Source organism: Rhodanobacter sp. DHG33 (assembly GCF_014843005.1).
Taxonomy (GTDB): domain Bacteria; phylum Pseudomonadota; class Gammaproteobacteria; order Xanthomonadales; family Rhodanobacteraceae; genus Rhodanobacter_A.
On record NZ_JACYXM010000006.1, the window covers coordinates 540377 to 556348 of the forward strand.

The following is a 15972-nucleotide window of genomic DNA, read 5'->3' on the forward strand; positions in this document are numbered from 1 at the left end:
GTCATACCAGGCGCAAATCCTTGGGCTTGGCTTGCGGGAACACCGTCTGCAACTGGCTGGAGCTCAGGCCCCACAGCCGCGTGAACATGCCGCCCAGTACATCGCGATAGTCGTTGAGCACCTGGTAGTCGCGGTTCTGCAGCAGGTTCGGCGGAGTCACCGCGAGCTGTTCGCCCGCAAGGCGGCCGCCGGCCACCTTGCCGCCCAGCACCCAGTGCACGGTGCCGTGGCCGTGGTCGGTGCCGTGGTCGCCGTTTTCGCGGAAGGTGCGGCCGAACTCGGAAAGCACCACCACGGTGGTGTCGTTCCACGCGTCGCCCATCGCGTCGGCATAGGCGGCGAGGCCTTCGCCGAGGTTCTTCAGGTTGTTGGCGAGGCCGCCCTTGGTGCTGCCCTGGTTGACGTGGGTGTCCCAGCCGCCCACGTCCACGAAGCCGAGCCGGTACTGGTCGCGCATCAGGGTGGCGATGCGCCTCGTCTCGGCGGCGAAATTGTGCGCGCTGGGGGCGCCGCGGCTGGCGGCCACCATCTCGTTGCGCAGGTCGTCGGATACGGTCTTGGGCAGGGCGAGGCCGTCGGCGCTGGCCTGCGCCAGCGCGGTGCCCTTGTACATGCCGGCAAGGATGGCCGACTGGCGCGCGTCGAAGTGCGCCTTGGGGTCGCTCTGCAGCGAGATGTTGGGGATGTCGCGCCCCGCGCCCTGGAAGCTCAGCGGCAGATTGTTGGTGAAGGCGATGGCCGGCGTGGCGTTGTTGAGCGCGCCGGAGAGCCGCGCCATGAAGCCGGAGCGATAGTTCGTGTCGTGGCCCAGCGGCTGCCCGCGCTCGATGTGGTCCTGCGTTTCGAAGTGGCTGCGCGAGAGGTCGTTGGTGCCGGCGAAGGGAATGAAGGCGAGCTGTTTCTTCTGCCACAGCGGGTAGAGCGAGTCGCGCACTACCGGGCTCAGCGCCCAGTCGGCATCCAGCGGCAGTGCGCTGTCCGGATTGGCCGCGTCGGGCTTGGCGATGGCCAGCGTGGGGCGCGACTCGTAGTAGAAGTCGCTGCCGCAGGGCACCAGCAGGTTGTTGCAGTCGTAGCCGCCGCGCAGGAATACCAGCAGGAAGCGCGGTGTGCCCGCGGGCGCGGCGAACAGTCGGCCCGAGAACGACAGCGTGGACGCGGCGGCGGCACCGGCGGCGGCAAGCAGGAATTCGCGGCGGTTCATGGCGTCACCTCAGCGGTAGTTGAAGTCGGGCGAGGACAGCAGGAAGGTGTTCCACTCGGCGGGCGACTTCGCCTTGGCGAGCGCGTCGCGGGTGGCATCGGAAAGGGTAGGGGCGACGGTGTCGCGATACAGTGCGGAGCCCTGCAGATCGGGCGTGCCGGGCGACAGGTTGCTCTTTGCGTAGCCATCGCCGGAAACGAACAGGCGATTGCGGCCGCTGCCGATCACGCGCGCGAAGTCGAAGCGCTTGCTGAGCTGGCCGGAGCCGGTCCAGCTTGCCGAATCCAGCGGCCAGCCGTCCGGCGTGATGCGGCCGTACAGCGGCTCGCCCATCTGCTGCAGCCAGTTCTGCAGCGGCGCGGCGTTGGGGATGGGCTGGCCGTCGTAGGTCATGCGCATCGCGGAAACCACGAAGCGCATCGGATCCTTGAATTTCTGGCCGCCGACCGCGGCGGCATCTTTCGACAGCATCATCGTGCGCATCACCGAGGCGATGTCGCCATCGGTGTTCTGGAAGGTACGCGCCATCGCATCCACCAGCGCCGGCGAAGGCTGGTCGGCGATGAAGTATTCCGCCAGTTTGCGCGAGACGAATTGCGCGCAAGCCGGCTGGCGCACGATAAGGTCCACAGCCTGCCCGATCTCCGCGTAGCCGCTGCCCGGAATGGTCTGGCCGAGGAAGGTCTTGTCGCCGTCGTCGTGCTTGGTCGGGTTGAACACGAACAGGCCGTCGCGCACGTAGCCGAGCCGCTCGCGTCCGAATCGGCCGGCGCGCTGCGCCACTTTCGGCGGCGCAAGGCCGGCACCGGTGAGTACGCGCATCAGCTGCTGCACGTCGGCCTGCGTATAGCCCGAACCCACGCCCAGCGTGTGCAGCTCCATCAGCTCGCGCGCATAGTTCTCGTTGGTCTTGTCCTTGACGTTCTGCGCGTTGTCGAGGAACACCAGCATGGCCGGACTGGTGAGCGTGGCCATCACCAGGTCCTTGAACTTGCCCAGCGCGTGCGGGCGGATCACCTGTTCCTCGTAGTTCGCGGCGAACACGCGTACCGCGCCCTTGTTCGCGTACACGCTGAAATGGTTGAGCCAGAACCACACCAGCTGTTCCTTGAGCTGGTCGCCGCCGTAGATCGCATGCAGCAGCTCGGCCTGGGCGGCCTGCTGGTCGAGGCCACGGCGATACTGCTGCAGCGCCTTCTTCGCGACGTCCTTGTCGGGGCCGGCAGGCATGTCCTTGAATCGCCGCTGGCTGTCGCGGAAATCGGCCAGCAGGTCGGGCAGTGGCGTGTTCACCACCGTCAGGGCCTGGATCTGCGTGGCGACCTGCGGCGGCAGCGTGTCGTCCGTGCCGGCCAATTGCGCGTCGAGGAAGCGGGCGCGGCCGAGCTGGCGATAGCTCGCCAGCGTGGCGCTGTCCAGGCCGAAGCCGTCGCGGCGCAGCCATGCGATGTCGGAAAGACTCAATCCGTCCACCGTTGCCGTGACGGTGGCCGTGGCCAGGCGTTGGGGAGCGGCTGGTCCTGCGCAGGCCAGCGCGGGCAGGCAACCCATCAGCAGGCCCAGTGCACGGCGGCGAAGCATCGGTACGGCAGGCATGTATCCGTTTCCCGGCGAAAGACTCGGAGGGATTCAACGGCGAGCATGCCGGAGCCGATGACTTTCGCGCGGCAAATTCGTGCGTGGGTTCGCTGGCGATTCATGTTTCGCAGCAATTTGCGCACGCCGCGCAGCGGTTACCATGCGCCACCTGCCGGAGCGATGCGATGCCCAAGACCTACGACCGCGCCTATTTCGACAAGTGGTACCGCCATCCCGCGCACGCCGTGGGCTCGCCGGCCGAGCTGAGGCGCAAGGTGGCGATGGTGGTGGCGCAGGCGGAGTACTACCTCGGGCGGCCGTTGCGCAACGTGCTGGACGTGGGCTGCGGCGAGGGCACGTGGCGCGCGCCGCTGCGCGCCCTGCGGCCCGGCATCGACTACCGCGGGCTGGATGCCAGCGACTACGTGGTGGCGCGCTACGGCCGCAGCCGCAACATCGGCCTGGCGCGCTTCGGCCAACTCGAACACCTGCGTTTCGACACGCGCTTCGACCTGATCGTGTGCACCGACGTGCTGCACTACCTCAAGCCCGCGGAAATCCGCGCGGGCCTTGCCGGCATCGTCGAGATGCTGGAAGGCGTCGCCTTCCTCGAGCTGTTCACCAGCCGGGACGACGTGGAGGGTGACCGCCACGGTTTCCTGTCGCGGCCGCCGCGCTGGTACCTGCGCGAGTTCGGCAGCGCCGGCTTGCTGCCGTGCGGCTCGCACTGCTATCTCGGTCCGCGGCTGGAGCGGCGCATCGCGGCGTTGGAGCGCGCGCAGATGCCTGCCTAGCCGCATTGCCATCCGGTGCGGGCGGCAGGCGGAAAAATCCACAAGGGGAAGACATGCTTCGGAAAGCGCAGATCCTGTTCGTTGGCGCCGCCATGCTGCTCAGCGGCGCCGCCTTCGCTGGTACGTCGTGCCATCTGGCCGATTACGGCGCCCTGCCGGTCGAGATGGAGGGAAATCGGGCCACCACGATGGTCGCGATCAACGGCCAGAACACGCGCCTCATCCTCGATACCGGTGCCATGTTCAATACCATGTCGCGGGCCAACGCCACCGACCTGAAGCTGCGCGAATCGATGCTCCCCTTCGATCTGCGCGGCTCCGGCATCGGAGGCAGTTTCGGCGTCGAATTGGCGCGCGTCAGGGACTTCGGCATCCTGGGCGCCACGCTCCACAACGTCGAGTTCCTGGTCGGCGGCTCGGACAGCGGCATGGCCTTCCTGGGCGCCAGCTTCCTCGACGTGTTCGATCTCGACATCGATCTCGCGCACGGCAAATTGCACCTGATGAAGCCCTCCGACTGCGGCGCGCAGCCGATGGCCTACTGGGTCACGGACGGCCGCTTCGAGACGGCGGACCTGCTTTCTTCCATGAACGCGCATGACCGCCGCAGCTTCGTCGAGGTCGTCATCAACGGCAAAAAGATCCGCGCCATGCTCGACAGCGGCTCCGAGGCGACCTTGCTGACGCGCAGTGCGGCCGAGGAGGTGGGCATCGACCTCTCTGCCATCGGAGCGAAAGCCGCCGGGCGGATGGCCGGCGCAGGCGCCAAGTCCCTGCAGACCTGGGTGGTGCCCATAGCCAGCTATTCGATCGGCACCGAAACCATCAGCAACAGCAAGGTGCTGGTGATGGATGGCCGCATCGGCCTGGGCGAGGATGCGCCCGACATGCTGCTGGGCGTGGATTTTTTCCTGGCGCATCGCATCTACATCGCGAACAGCCAAAGGAAGATCTATTTCACCTACAACGGCGGGCGCGTGTTTTCGCTGGCGCAGGCGCCCGGCGACAGCAGCAAGCCGGATGCCGCGGCAACTGGTACCGGAGATGCGCTCAAGACGGCGGATGACTATGCGCTGCGCGGGCAGGCCGACCTCTCGCGCGGCGAGACCACGGCGGCGCTGGCTGACCTGGACAAGGCCATCGGCATGGATGCGGGCAAGGCAGACTGGTATGCCACGCGAGCACGCGTGCACATGCGGCTGGGTCAGCCGGACACCGCCATGAGCGACCTCGACCAGGCCATCAAGCTCGATCCCAGCGATGTCGGTAACCTGCTGCAGCGCGCGAAGCTGAAACTGGCGCACAAGGACAAGGCGGGCGCGCAGAGCGACGTGGCGGCGGCGCGGCAACTGGCGCAGCCGGGGTCGCAGCAGTCGCGCGTCATCGCGCAGTTCTACATCGCGACAGGCCAGCCTGCCGAAGCGCTGCCCCTGCTCGATGACTGGATCAACCTGCACGGCAACGACCACGCCATGGGCGCCGTGCTCAACGATCGCTGCCGCGCGCGCGCCTTCGCCAACGTGATGGCCGACAAAGCGCTGCGCGATTGCCGCAAGGCGATCAAGCTCGACGGCGCGAGTCCCGCCTATCTGGAAAGCGAAGCACTGGCGCAGTTGCGGCTGCAGGACTACGCCGATGCGATCACGAATTTCCAGCAAGTGGTGTCGCAGCAGCCGCGCTGGGCATGGGCGCGTTATGGCCTGGGCCTGGCGAGGATACGCAGTGGCCAGCCCGATGCGGGGAATGCCGATCTCGCTGCGGCCAAGGCGATCAATCCCGAGATCGGTGCGAAGTTCGAGCAGTACGGCATTTGAAGGCGGATCGGGCCGTGGGTTTTCCCTTTCCCGCAGGTTCGTCGCAGGTGCGTCACTTGTTGCCCGTCTCCCCATCGTGCTGGTCCTGCCACCAGCCGCCACCCAAGGCTTGGAACAACGCAGCCGTGTCGCTGTAGCGCGCAACACGCGCCTGCACGAGCGCGACTTCGGCCTGCTGCCAGGTCTGTTCGGCCTGCAGCACGGCGAGACGGTTCACGTCGCCCAGGTCGAACTGGCGGCGGTTGATGTCGAGACTGTGCCTGGCGGCCTGCTCGGCGACCTGCGCGGCTTGCAGTGCATCGGCATCGGCCTGCAGTGCGTACAGCGTGTCGGCCACGTTCTGCAGGGCGGCAATCACCGCGCCGCGGTACTGCGCCTTGGCTTCGTCCAGCGCGGCTTCGGCCGCGCGCTGCTGATGCTTCAGCGTGCCGGCGTCGAAAATCGGTTCGCTGACGTCGGCGGCGAGATTCCAGAACGCCGAGCCATCCTTGAACAGATCACCGATGTTCATGCGCGAGCTGCCGGCATTCGCGCTGAGCGTGAATTTCGGCAGGCGGTTGGAGACGGCCACGCCCACTTGCGCGCAGGCCGCGTGCAGCTGCGCTTCGGCGGCGCGCACGTCGGGACGCTGCGCCACCACTTGTGCCGGCAGGGTGAGCGGCAGCGTCTCGGGCAAGTGCAGGTCGGCCAGGTCGAAGTCGGTCACCGAGGCCTCGGCGGGCGACTGGCCGAGCAGGGCGGCGATGGCGTCGTTCTGCTGGTTGAGCTGCTTCTGCAACGGCGGCAGCGTCGCCTGCGCCTGTGCCAGCGCGGCGACCTGCGCGGCCACGCCCGACGGTGCGAGCTGGCCCAGCTTGAGCTGGCGCTGGAACGAATCCAGCGTGTCCTGCTGCGCGGCGATGATCTTCTGCGTGGCTTCGACCTGCGCGCGCAATCCGGCCTGCTGGATCGCGGCGACCACCACGTTGGAGGTCAGGCTGAGCCGTGCCGCTTCCAGCTGGAAGCGCTGCACGTCGGTCTGCGCACGCAAGGCCTCGAGCTGGCGGCGATTGCCGCCGAACAGGTCCGGTGCCCACGACACTTCGAGCTGCGCGGTGTGCAGCGTGTAGTAGTAGGCGTTGGAGGCGGCGGGACTGGCCAGGGTGCTGGCCACGCGCTGACGGTTGACGTTGTAGTCGGCCGTGACCTGCGGAAACAGCGCGCCCTTGCCGGCGGCCTGCGCTTCCTGTGCCTGGCGCAGGGCGGCCTGCGCGGCAGCCAGCCCTGGGTTGGCCTTGAGCGATTGCTTGATGAGCGCGTCGAGCTGCGGCGACTGGAACAGCGTCCACCACTGCGCGGGTACGTCCATGCCGACGGCAAAATGCTGCGCATCGCCGCCCTGGCCCACGGCAGCCGGCATCGGTTGCGCTGTGTAGCGGTCGTCCTTCGGCGCGTCAGGGCGATGGTAGTCGGGGCCGACCATGCAGCCGGCGAGCAGGGTGGCGCCGGCCAGTAGCGGCAGCACGCGGAATGTGCGGGTGAGGTATGTCTTCATGCGAGCACCTGTGGCGGCGCGCCGTGTGCGGGCGCGCCGCGTTGGATCAGTGGACGATGCCTTGCGCGGTGAGCGGGCTGGGTACGCGCGGCGGATGCCGGCGTTCGAAGCGGCTTTCCATCGCGTAGTACAGCGCGGGCAGCAGGTACAGGGTGAGCAGGGTGGCGATGGCGAGGCCGCCCACCACCACGGTGGCGAGGCCGCGCTGCACGTCGGTGCCGATGCCGGTGGCGAGTGCGGCGGGCAGCATGCCCATGGTGGCCACGGTGGCGGTCATCAGCACCGGACGGAAGCGCTCGGCGGCGCCTTCCACCACTGCCTGCGCCAGTGCGACGCCCTGCGTGCGCAGCCGGTTGATGTTGGCGACCATGATGATGCCGTTCTGCACGGCCACGCCGAACAGGGCGATGAAGCCCACGGCGGTGGCGATGTTCAGCGTCTCGCCGCGCAGATGCAGCGCGACCAGGCCGCCCAGCGTGGCCAGCGGCACCACGCCCAGCACCAGCAGCGCCTGCCGCAGCTTGCCGAACTCGCCGAACAGCAGCACCGCCATCATCGCCATCACCATGCCGAGCACCACGATCAGCCGCGCCTGTGCGCGTTCGGCTTCCTGGAAGGTGCCGGCCCATTCGAGCCGGTATGCCTGCGGGTCGTACTGCACCTTCTGTGCGATCAGCGACTGCGCCTGCGCCACCAGTTTCGACAGCGCGAGCCGGTCGTTGTCCACCGTGATCGACAGCTCGCGCTTGCCGCCCTCGTGCGCGATGCTGCCTTCGCCGGTCTGGTAGGCGATGTGCGCCACCAGCGACAAGGGAATCTGGCCGCCGCTGGCGGTGGTGAGCGGCAGCTTGCCGATCGCTTCCACGTTGTTCGCCACCGTGTCGGACACGCGCGCGGTAACGTTGTAGATGCGGTCGGCCACGTACACCTGCGTGATCGGCGCGCCGCCGATGGCGGTCTGGATCAGGTTGCTGATGTCGGACACGTTCACGCCGTAGCGTGCGGCGGCGTCGCGGTCCGCTGCGATCACCAGCTGCGGGATCGGCGGGTCCTGGAAGATCGCCGCCTCGGTGCCGGGTATCGTCTTCAGCGTGTTCACGATCCTGTCGCTGAGCTGGCGCATCTGCTTGAAGTCGTCGCCGTAGACGTACAGCACCAGCGCGCTGTGCGCGCCGCTGACCATGTCGTCCTCGCCGTCGCTGATCGGCTGGCTGACGCCGATGGTCATGCCGGGCAGCTCGCGATCCAGCTTGCTCTGGAAGCGCCGCACGAAGGCGGCCTTGCTCTCGCCGCTGGGCCAGGTGTCGTAGGGCTTGAGCCCCACCGCCACTTCGACGTGCGAGGGCGTCCACGGATCGGTGCCGGTGTCGTTGCGGCCCAGCTGGGTGACCACGTAGGACACCTCGGGGAAGCTGCGCACCACGCGGCGCAGGTCGCTGGCCATGGCGCTGGCCTGGTCCATCGACAGGCCACTGGGCATCTGCACCTGCAGCCACAGCGAGCCTTCGTCCAGCGTGGGCAGGAAGGCGCGACCCAGCGTGGCGCCCAGCACGATGACGGCCAGCACCGCGAACGCGGTGGCCAGATAGGCCACGCGCAGGTGCTTCAGCAGCCGGTCGAGGCTGGACCTGAAACCGGCATGCAGCCGTTCCAGCGGTTTGTTGTGGAACGGCTTGCGCGGCTTGCGCAGCGCGAGATAGGCCAGCCCCGGAATCAGCGTGATCGTGCACAGCAGCGCGGCCAGCAGCGCGTAGCCCACGGTGAACGCCATCGGCCGGAACAGCTTGCCTTCGGCATGCTCGAAGGCGAACAGCGGGAGGTAGGCGGTGACGATGATCAGTGTGGCGAAGAAGATCGGCTTGCCCACCTGCGCGGTGGCGGCCATCACGTCGGCGCTGGCCAGTTCTTCGTTCGGCTTGGCCTCGCGGCGCAGCAGGATCGCCTCCGTCACCACGATGGCGCCGTCCACGATCACGCCGAAGTCGATCGCGCCGATGGAGAACAGGTTCACGCTCATGCCGGTGAGGTGCATCAGGATGAACACCGTCACCAGCGACAGCGGGATCACCGTGGCCGTCACCAGCGCCGCGCGCGGGCTGCCGAGGAACAGGATCAGCACGAGGCAGACCAGGCCCACGCCTTCCATCACGGTGTGGAACACCTTGTCGGTGGTGGCGTGCACCAGGTCGTCGCGGTCGAGGTAGGGCACGATCTTCACGCCCTTCAGCGCGAGCTGCTTGTTGAGCTCGGCTACCTTGGCGTGCAGGTCCACCAGCACCACGGACGGGTTCTGGTACTTCAGCAGATCGACGATGCCTTCGACGGTATCCGGGTTGCTGTCCTTGCCGAGGATGCCTTCGCGCACCTGGTGGCCGTAGCGCAGCTGGCCGAGGTCGCGCACCTTCACCGGCGAGCCGTTCGACTGGCTCACCACGATGTCGCCCATGTCCTTCAGCGAATGCACCATGCCGATGCCGCGCACGATGTAGCTCTGCTCGCCGCGCGTGATGCGGCCGCCGCCGGCGTTCGCCGTGTTGGCGGTGATGGCCTGCATCACCTGGCTCACGCTCACGCCGTAGCGCAGCAGGCTGGCCGGGTCGAGCACCAGCTGGAACTCCTTGGTGTAGCCGCCGAAGTTGTCGACGTTGGCCACGCCAGGCACGCTTTCCAGTGCGGGGATCACCACCCAGTTGTTGATCTCGGACAGCTGCATCAGGTTCTGCGTGTCCGATTCCAGCGTGTAGCGGTAGATCTCGCCGGCGGGACCGGATACGGGGTCGAGGCTGGGCGTGATGCCGGGCGGCAGCTGCGCCTGCCCGATGCGCTCGGTCACGCGCTGGCGCTCCCAGTAGTCCTCGCTGCCGTCCTTGAACACCAGGGTGATCAGCGACAGGCCGAAGGTGCTGCTGGAGCGCATGTGCACCAAGCCCGGCGTGCCGGCCAGCGCGCGTTCCAGCGGCGTGGTGATCTGCTGTTCGATTTCCTCGGCGGCGAGGCCAGGCACCTGCGTGGTGACCTGGGCGGTGACGGCGCTGAGTTCGGGATAGGCCTCGATGGAAAGCTGCGTCCACGAATACCAGCCGAAGAGCGCGACGAGGATGGCGACCACGAAGCACAGCGAGCGCTTCTGGAAGCAGAACTCGATGATGCGGTTAATCATTGAGCAGCACTCCGCCCGCAACGACCACGCGGTCGCCTGCCTGGAGGCCCTTCAGCACACGCGCACCGCCGTTATCGTCGTAGCTCAGTTCCACTGTGCGGCGCTCGAACGTCCACGGTGACACTTCCACGAACACGGTGGTGCTGTCGTTGTTCATCAGCAGCGCGGACTCCGGCACGAACACCTGGGCCGGCTGCGCCGCGGCGAGGCTGGCACGGGCGTACATGCCGGGCTTCAGCGCGTGGTCGGCGTTGTCGATGGCGATGCGCACCGGGTCGCGGCGGCTGGCGGGATCGATCACGGCACCCACGGAATACACGGCGCCGCGGAATGTGCGGCCCGGATACGCCGGCACGATGGCGGTGGCGGCCTGGCCCTTCGCGACCAGGCCCAGCGCGTCCTCCGGCACTTCGGCGGTGACCCACAGCTTGTCGATGTTGGCGATGGTCATCATCGATGCGGTGGCGTCGTTGACGAACGCACCCGGCGCGATCGACAGCGCGGTGATCGTGCCGTCCATGGGCGCCCGCACCTGCATCGGGCGCGCTCCGTTTTTGGCGTCGGCGTTGCCGCCCAGCGCGGCGAGCCGCATCTGGGCACGCCGGTATTCCGCCTCGGCCTGCACGTAGCCGCTCTGCGCGGCCTCCAGATCCTTCACGGCCGCACCACCGGCCTGCTGCACGCCGTGCGCGCGGTCCAGCGCTTTCTTCGCGAGGTTCAGCGCATCGCGCGCCTTGTCCACGTCGGCATAGGCCTGCGCGAGGTCGCCGGAATCGATGACCGCCAGCAATTGACCACGCTGCACGTGGTCGCCGAGATTCACGTCCAGCGAGACCACGCGGCCGGTGAGCGCAGGCAGCACATTGGCCATGTGCGCGGGATCGGCTTCGACGTTCGCGGGAAACTCGAGTTCGTGCGGCGCCTGCTGCAGCTCGACCGGCGCTACCTTCAGGCGCTTGCGCAGCGGCGAATCGGCCGGCACTTCGAGCTGCTGGCCGTGGACGACGAAGGCGGGTGCGGCTTCCTGCGCCGACTCGTCGTGCGAGCAGCCGCCCAGCAGGCAGCCAAGAATGAGTGCGAGCGTGCAGAGGGCAGCGCGCGGATGGGAAAAGGTGTTGAACATGACTGGCATCCGATGCAGCCCGGACGGGCGAGGGCGGATGCCTGCAGGCCATCGGCCCTACATCGGCATCACGCCGGACGCAGCGATCCGGTGAGGTGTGGAATCGTTTGGAGTTGCGCCGGCAGGGGGCGCAGCAGGAGGTCTACTGTCGTCAGGCATGGTGGCCTCCATGATCCATCACGAAGCAGGACGGAGCCTGCGGTGCGTGCATGGCGGAAAGATGACAGGCGCGCGCATACGTACGGCGCGGATGCGCCGGCTGCAGCAGCTGTCTTGAAACAGGGAAGCGGTGGAACATGGGCTCGCCTCTGCATGCGCACACGGCGCATGACGGCGGCCCGTCCCTCAGTCGAGAAAGACGAAAGCCGACCGCACGCGGTCGCAGGCACTCATCGGGTTGTGGAACGCCAGCGATCGCAAATGCTTGCGTCCGCCGGCGCGTCGACTGGGATAACTGTCCATTTCTCGCTGGGAGTGGCCAAAGAAGCCGCCGGCCTGGCCGACGGCGCGCGCAATGTAGTCGCGGGTTGCGGGGCTGTCAACGCATTTGGACGGCCGAATTCCGGGGACGGCGAACCATGCTGCGTGGCAGCAGGATTTGGCGCCTGAATCGTTGCTGAGGCCGCCAGGGCAGGCCTTGGCCGTGAGATACGAAGGCCGCCTCGCGGCGGCCTTCGTATCGGTCTGGCGGATAGAACGGCCGGGGCGCCGCGTCGCGATTTCATGCGATCGCCTGTGGCGCGATCCCGATGCCCTAGTCGTTGTTGCCCAATACCGAACCGATGACGCCGCCGAGCAGGCCGGCACCGATGCCGGTCGATGCCGCGCGGTTGCCTTCGCCCGGCATGTATTCGGCGATCTGGTGGGCCAGGCGCGAGATGGGCAGGGTCTGCAGCCACACCGTGCCGGGCCCGGTGAGCGCGGCGAGGAAGATGCCGTCGCCGCCGAAAATGGCATTGCGGATGCCGGGCACGGTGGTGATCTGGAAGTTCACCGAGGCCTGGAAGGCGCCGACGTGTCCGGGGTGCACGCGCAGCGTTTCGCCCGGAGCCAGATCCTTCTGGATGAGTTCGCCGGACAGTTCCAGCCACGCGGTGCCCGATCCGCTGATCCGCTGCAGCAGCAGGCCGGAGCCGCCGAAAATGCCCGCGCCCAGCGACTGCTGGAAACCCACGCCGATGGCGACCTGCGACGTGGCGCAGAGGAAGCCGTGGCGATGCACCATGTATTCGCTGCCCGGCGCCACCGGTACCGGCACGATGTGGCCCGGCACCTTGGTGGCAAACGCCACCACGCCGGGGGACTGCACGGCGCGGTAATCCGTCATGAAGAAGCTGCCGCCGCCCGCCACGCGCTTGAACATGCCGAGCAGGCCGCCGCCGCCGCCCATCTGGGTATGTGTGGTCATCTGGATCGACGCGCTCATCCAGGACAGCTCGCCGCTTTCGGCAAAGACGCTTTCGCCGGGATCGAGCTGCACTTCGAGCACGGGCATGGTGGTGCCCTGGATATGGGTTTGCATGGCAAGGCTTCCGTGTGATGGTTGGCAGGGAGAATCCGTCCGCGGCTGCAGCTGCCGCCGCGCGCCCCGCGGAAGATACGCTTCCGTGCAGCGCGCCGTAAGTCCTGCCCGTCACAAGCAGAAGGCCGCCTTGCGGCGGCCTTCGGTTGCATCGATGGAACGGCTTGCTCAGCTGCCGCGCGAGGCCCGCTTGCGGTCGTTCTCGGTGAGGTGCTTCTTGCGCATGCGGATTTCCTTCGGGGTGACCTCGACCAACTCGTCGTCGTCGATGAAGTCCAGCGCCTGCTCCAGCGTGAACTTGGTCGCCGGGGTCAGCTGGATCGCATCGTCCTTGCCCGAGGCGCGCATGTTGGTCAGCGGCTTCGGCTTGATGGCATTGACGGTGAGGTCGTTGTCCTTGGCGTGGATGCCGATCAGCTGGCCTTCGTACACCGAGTCGCCTTCGGCGGCGAACAGCTTGCCGCGATCCTGCAGGGGGCCGAGCGAGTAGGCCGGGGTGGTGCCGCCTGCGTTGGCGATCATCACGCCGTTGAGGCGCTTGGCGATCGCGACGGGCGTGTACGGGCCGTAGTGGTCGAACACGTGGAACAGCAGGCCCGAACCCTGGGTGAGGGTCTTGAACTGGTTCTGGAAGCCGATCAGGCCACGCGCCGGGATCATGTACTCCAGGCGCACGCGGCCCTTGCCGTCGGAGACCATGTTCTTCAGGTCGCCCTTGCGGATGCCCAGGCGCTCCATGACGCCGCCCTGGTGCTGCTCCTCGATGTCGACGACCAACTGCTCGATCGGCTCCATCTTCTGGCCGTCGATTTCCTTGATGATGACCTCCGGACGCGACACGGCCAGCTCGTAGCCTTCGCGGCGCATGTTTTCGATCAGCACCGAGAGGTGCAGCTCGCCACGGCCCGAGACCAGGAACTTGTCGGCGTCGGAGCCGTCTTCCACGCGCAGCGCCACGTTGTGCACCTTCTCGCGGTCGAGGCGCTCGCGCAGCTGGCGGCTGGTGAGGAACTTGCCGCCCGACAGATCCTTGTTGCCGACGAACGGCGAGTTGTTGACCTGGAAGGTCATGCTGATCATCGGCTCGTCGACGCTCAGCGCCGGCAGCGCTTCGGGCACGTCCGGCGAAGCGATGGTGTCCGAAATGGTCAGCTCGGGGATGCCCGAAATGGCGACGATGTCGCCGGCTTCGGCGCTGTCCTGCTCGATGCGCTCCAGGCCGAGGAAGCCGAGTACCTGGCCGATCTTGCCCTGGCGCTTCTTGCCGTGGCGGTCGATCACGGCGACCTGCATGCCCTTCTTCAGGGTGCCGCGCTGGATGCGGCCGATGCCGATGACACCGACGAAGTTGTTGTGGTCCAGCTGGCTGATGCGCATCTGGAAGGCGCCTTCCGGATCGACGTCCGGCTTTGGCGCGTGCTTCATGATCGCTTCGTACAGCGGGGTCATGTCGCCTTCGCGGGCGTTTTCGTCCAGCGAGGCGTAACCGTTCAGCGCCGAGGCGTAGACGATCGGGAATTCCATCTGCTCATCGGTGGCGCCGAGCTTCTCGAAAAGATCCCACACCTGCTCGACCACCCACTCCGGACGCGAGCCCGGGCGGTCCACCTTGTTGACCACGACGATGGGCTTGAAGCCCATGGCGAAGGCCTTCTGCGTCACGAAACGCGTCTGCGGCATCGGGCCGTCCATCGCGTCGACCAGGATCAGCACGGTGTCCACCATCGACAGCACGCGCTCCACCTCGCCACCGAAGTCGGCGTGGCCGGGGGTGTCGACGATGTTGATGCGGTTCTTGGTGCCGGTCTTCTTGTCTTCCCAGGTGATGGCCGTGTTCTTGGCCAGGATCGTGATGCCACGCTCCTTTTCCTGGTCGTTGCTGTCCATCACGCGCTCGGCCAGCACGGTGCGCTCGTTGAGCGTGCCGGACTGCTTCAGCAGCTGGTCGACGAGGGTGGTCTTGCCGTGGTCGACGTGGGCGACGATGGCGATGTTGCGCAGGTTTTCGATGGACATGGGCTGGGCTCGGGCGACGCGGGGTCGTCACGCAGGTTTCTGAAGGGCTGAATCGGCCGATTATACGCGCTTGGGCGGCAATCCGCTCGTGCTTTCGCCCGTGCCCGGGGCCTGCGCTATTCTTGGCGATCCACGCGCCGCGCAGCGGTGCAACGATTCTGAAACCAAGCCGAGGAACGCCATGGCCATCCAAGTCACCCTGCACACCAACCGCGGCCCGATCCGCCTCAAACTGCACGACGACAAGGCGCCGCTGACCGTGGCGAATTTCGTGAACCTGGCCAAGCGCGGTTACTACGACGGCCTGTCGTTCCACCGCGTGATCGCCGACTTCATGGTCCAGGGCGGTTGCCCCGAGGGCAGCGGCCGCGGCGGCCCGGGCTACAAGTTCGAGGACGAATTCCACCCCGCGCTGCGCCACGACAAGCCGGGCGTGCTCTCCATGGCGAACGCCGGCCCGCGCACCAACGGCAGCCAGTTCTTCATCACCCACGGCGCCACGCCGTGGCTGGACGGCAAGCACAGCGTGTTCGGCGAAGTGGTGGACGCGAACGACCAGCAGGTGGTCGATGCGATCCGCCAGAACGACGCCATTGAGAAGGTCACGGTGGAGGGCGACGCAGATGCGCTGCTCGCCGCCAAGGCCGACCGCGTGCAGGAATGGAACAAGACGCTGGACGCGCGCGGCTGAGAATCCCGCGGGCAGGCGCCGGGCTGCCCGCCTTTTCCCTAATTCCCGGTTTCGTCAAACATCATGAAAGGAGATCGGCGATGTCCATACTCGACAGTTTGAGCGGCCTGCTTGGCGGTGGTGGTCAGGGCGATGCCGGCGGGGCATCGTCGCTGGTCAACGTGGCCGGCCAATTGATCCAGCAGGCCGGCGGCGTGCAGGGTCTGGCCAGCACGCTGCAGCAGCACGGCCTTGGCGGTGCGGTGCAGTCGTGGATCGGCAACGGCGCGAACCAGTCGGTGTCGGCCGAACAGCTGGGGCAGGCGCTGCAGAACGGCGGCCTGGGCTCGGTGGTGCAGGAAGCGGCCGGCAAGCTGGGCGTCGATCCGGGCCAGCTGATGGGCCAACTGGCGCAGGTGCTGCCGCACGCGGTGGATCACCTCACGCCCGACGGCCAGGCTCCGGCGGGCGGTGGCGGCGGCTTCGATCTCTCGTCGCTTGGCGGCCTGGCCGAGAAGCTGCTCGCGGCACGCGGGGCCTGAGGAGCTGTAGTTCCT

The 15972-nt window shown here is 67.4% G+C and carries 11 protein-coding genes; 4 read left to right on the plus strand and 7 right to left on the minus strand.

The window, feature by feature from the left end; translation table 11 throughout:
- Position 1 precedes the first annotated feature (1 nt).
- Both IHE46_RS13970 and IHE46_RS13975 read right to left on the minus strand, forming a co-directional pair.
- Entirely contained in the window at positions 2-1204 is a 1203-nt protein-coding gene (locus tag IHE46_RS13970; RefSeq protein WP_192165241.1) for a DUF1501 domain-containing protein, read from the minus strand.
- Between the two features lie 9 nt (positions 1205-1213).
- The gene (locus tag IHE46_RS13975; RefSeq protein WP_225563049.1) at positions 1214-2800 is read right to left on the minus strand and encodes a DUF1800 domain-containing protein; all 1587 of its coding nucleotides are present in this window, start codon (positions 2798-2800) and stop codon (positions 1214-1216) included.
- Positions 2801-2967: 167 nt separating this feature from the next.
- Here IHE46_RS13975 and IHE46_RS13980 point away from each other — a divergent pair, with 167 nt between their 5' ends.
- Positions 2968-3576: a class I SAM-dependent methyltransferase gene (locus IHE46_RS13980; protein ID WP_192165242.1), complete on the plus strand. Its 609-nt coding sequence runs from the start codon at positions 2968-2970 to the stop codon at positions 3574-3576.
- A 53-nt stretch (positions 3577-3629) separates the two neighbouring features.
- A complete protein-coding gene (locus IHE46_RS13985; protein WP_225563050.1) occupies positions 3630-5390 on the plus strand; it encodes an aspartyl protease family protein in 1761 nt (586 codons plus the stop codon).
- 52 nt (positions 5391-5442) lie between these two features.
- On the opposite strand, the gene IHE46_RS13990 is transcribed toward IHE46_RS13985, so the two are convergent.
- The 5 genes from IHE46_RS13990 to typA form a co-directional block, all read right to left on the minus strand.
- A complete protein-coding gene (locus IHE46_RS13990; RefSeq protein ID WP_192165243.1) occupies positions 5443-6924 on the minus strand; it encodes an efflux transporter outer membrane subunit in 1482 nt (493 codons plus the stop codon).
- Between the two features lie 46 nt (positions 6925-6970).
- Positions 6971-10084 carry a CusA/CzcA family heavy metal efflux RND transporter gene (locus IHE46_RS13995; protein ID WP_192165244.1) on the minus strand — a complete coding sequence of 1038 codons (3114 nt, stop codon included), beginning with the start codon at positions 10082-10084 and terminating at the stop codon, positions 6971-6973.
- A complete protein-coding gene (locus tag IHE46_RS14000) occupies positions 10077-11207 on the minus strand; it encodes an efflux RND transporter periplasmic adaptor subunit (RefSeq protein ID WP_192165245.1) in 1131 nt (376 codons plus the stop codon). The genes IHE46_RS13995 and IHE46_RS14000 overlap by 8 nt, the downstream gene beginning before the upstream one ends.
- A gap of 754 nt (positions 11208-11961) precedes the next feature.
- The gene (locus IHE46_RS14005) at positions 11962-12729 is read right to left on the minus strand and encodes a TIGR00266 family protein (RefSeq protein WP_192165246.1); all 768 of its coding nucleotides are present in this window, start codon (positions 12727-12729) and stop codon (positions 11962-11964) included.
- A gap of 168 nt (positions 12730-12897) precedes the next feature.
- A complete protein-coding gene (gene typA, locus IHE46_RS14010; RefSeq protein WP_192165247.1) occupies positions 12898-14745 on the minus strand; it encodes a translational GTPase TypA in 1848 nt (615 codons plus the stop codon).
- 181 nt (positions 14746-14926) lie between these two features.
- Between typA and IHE46_RS14015 the strand changes: the two genes are divergently transcribed.
- Positions 14927-15436: a peptidylprolyl isomerase gene (locus IHE46_RS14015; RefSeq protein WP_192165248.1), complete on the plus strand. Its 510-nt coding sequence runs from the start codon at positions 14927-14929 to the stop codon at positions 15434-15436.
- A gap of 80 nt (positions 15437-15516) precedes the next feature.
- Positions 15517-15957 (plus strand): YidB family protein, encoded by a 441-nt coding sequence (locus IHE46_RS14020; protein WP_192165249.1) that lies wholly within the window; start codon positions 15517-15519, stop codon positions 15955-15957.
- Positions 15958-15972: the final 15 nt, after the last annotated feature.

What these genes read in the sequence shown, in the direction of transcription:
- IHE46_RS13980 (WP_192165242.1), top strand. Translation starts at nt 2,968, where the DNA reads ATGCCCAAGACCTACGACCGCGCCTATTTCGACAAGTGGTACCGCCAT.
- IHE46_RS14005 (WP_192165246.1), bottom strand. Translation starts at nt 12,729, where the DNA reads ATGCAAACCCATATCCAGGGCACCACCATGCCCGTGCTCGAAGTGCAG.
- IHE46_RS13970 (WP_192165241.1), bottom strand. Translation starts at nt 1,204, where the DNA reads ATGAACCGCCGCGAATTCCTGCTTGCCGCCGCCGGTGCCGCCGCCGCG.
- IHE46_RS13985 (WP_225563050.1), top strand. Translation starts at nt 3,630, where the DNA reads ATGCTTCGGAAAGCGCAGATCCTGTTCGTTGGCGCCGCCATGCTGCTC.
- IHE46_RS13995 (WP_192165244.1), bottom strand. Translation starts at nt 10,084, where the DNA reads ATGATTAACCGCATCATCGAGTTCTGCTTCCAGAAGCGCTCGCTGTGC.
- IHE46_RS13975 (WP_225563049.1), bottom strand. Translation starts at nt 2,800, where the DNA reads ATGCCTGCCGTACCGATGCTTCGCCGCCGTGCACTGGGCCTGCTGATG.
- IHE46_RS13990 (WP_192165243.1), bottom strand. Translation starts at nt 6,924, where the DNA reads ATGAAGACATACCTCACCCGCACATTCCGCGTGCTGCCGCTACTGGCC.
- IHE46_RS14020 (WP_192165249.1), top strand. Translation starts at nt 15,517, where the DNA reads ATGTCCATACTCGACAGTTTGAGCGGCCTGCTTGGCGGTGGTGGTCAG.
- IHE46_RS14015 (WP_192165248.1), top strand. Translation starts at nt 14,927, where the DNA reads ATGGCCATCCAAGTCACCCTGCACACCAACCGCGGCCCGATCCGCCTC.
- IHE46_RS14000 (WP_192165245.1), bottom strand. Translation starts at nt 11,207, where the DNA reads ATGTTCAACACCTTTTCCCATCCGCGCGCTGCCCTCTGCACGCTCGCA.
- typA (WP_192165247.1), bottom strand. Translation starts at nt 14,745, where the DNA reads ATGTCCATCGAAAACCTGCGCAACATCGCCATCGTCGCCCACGTCGAC.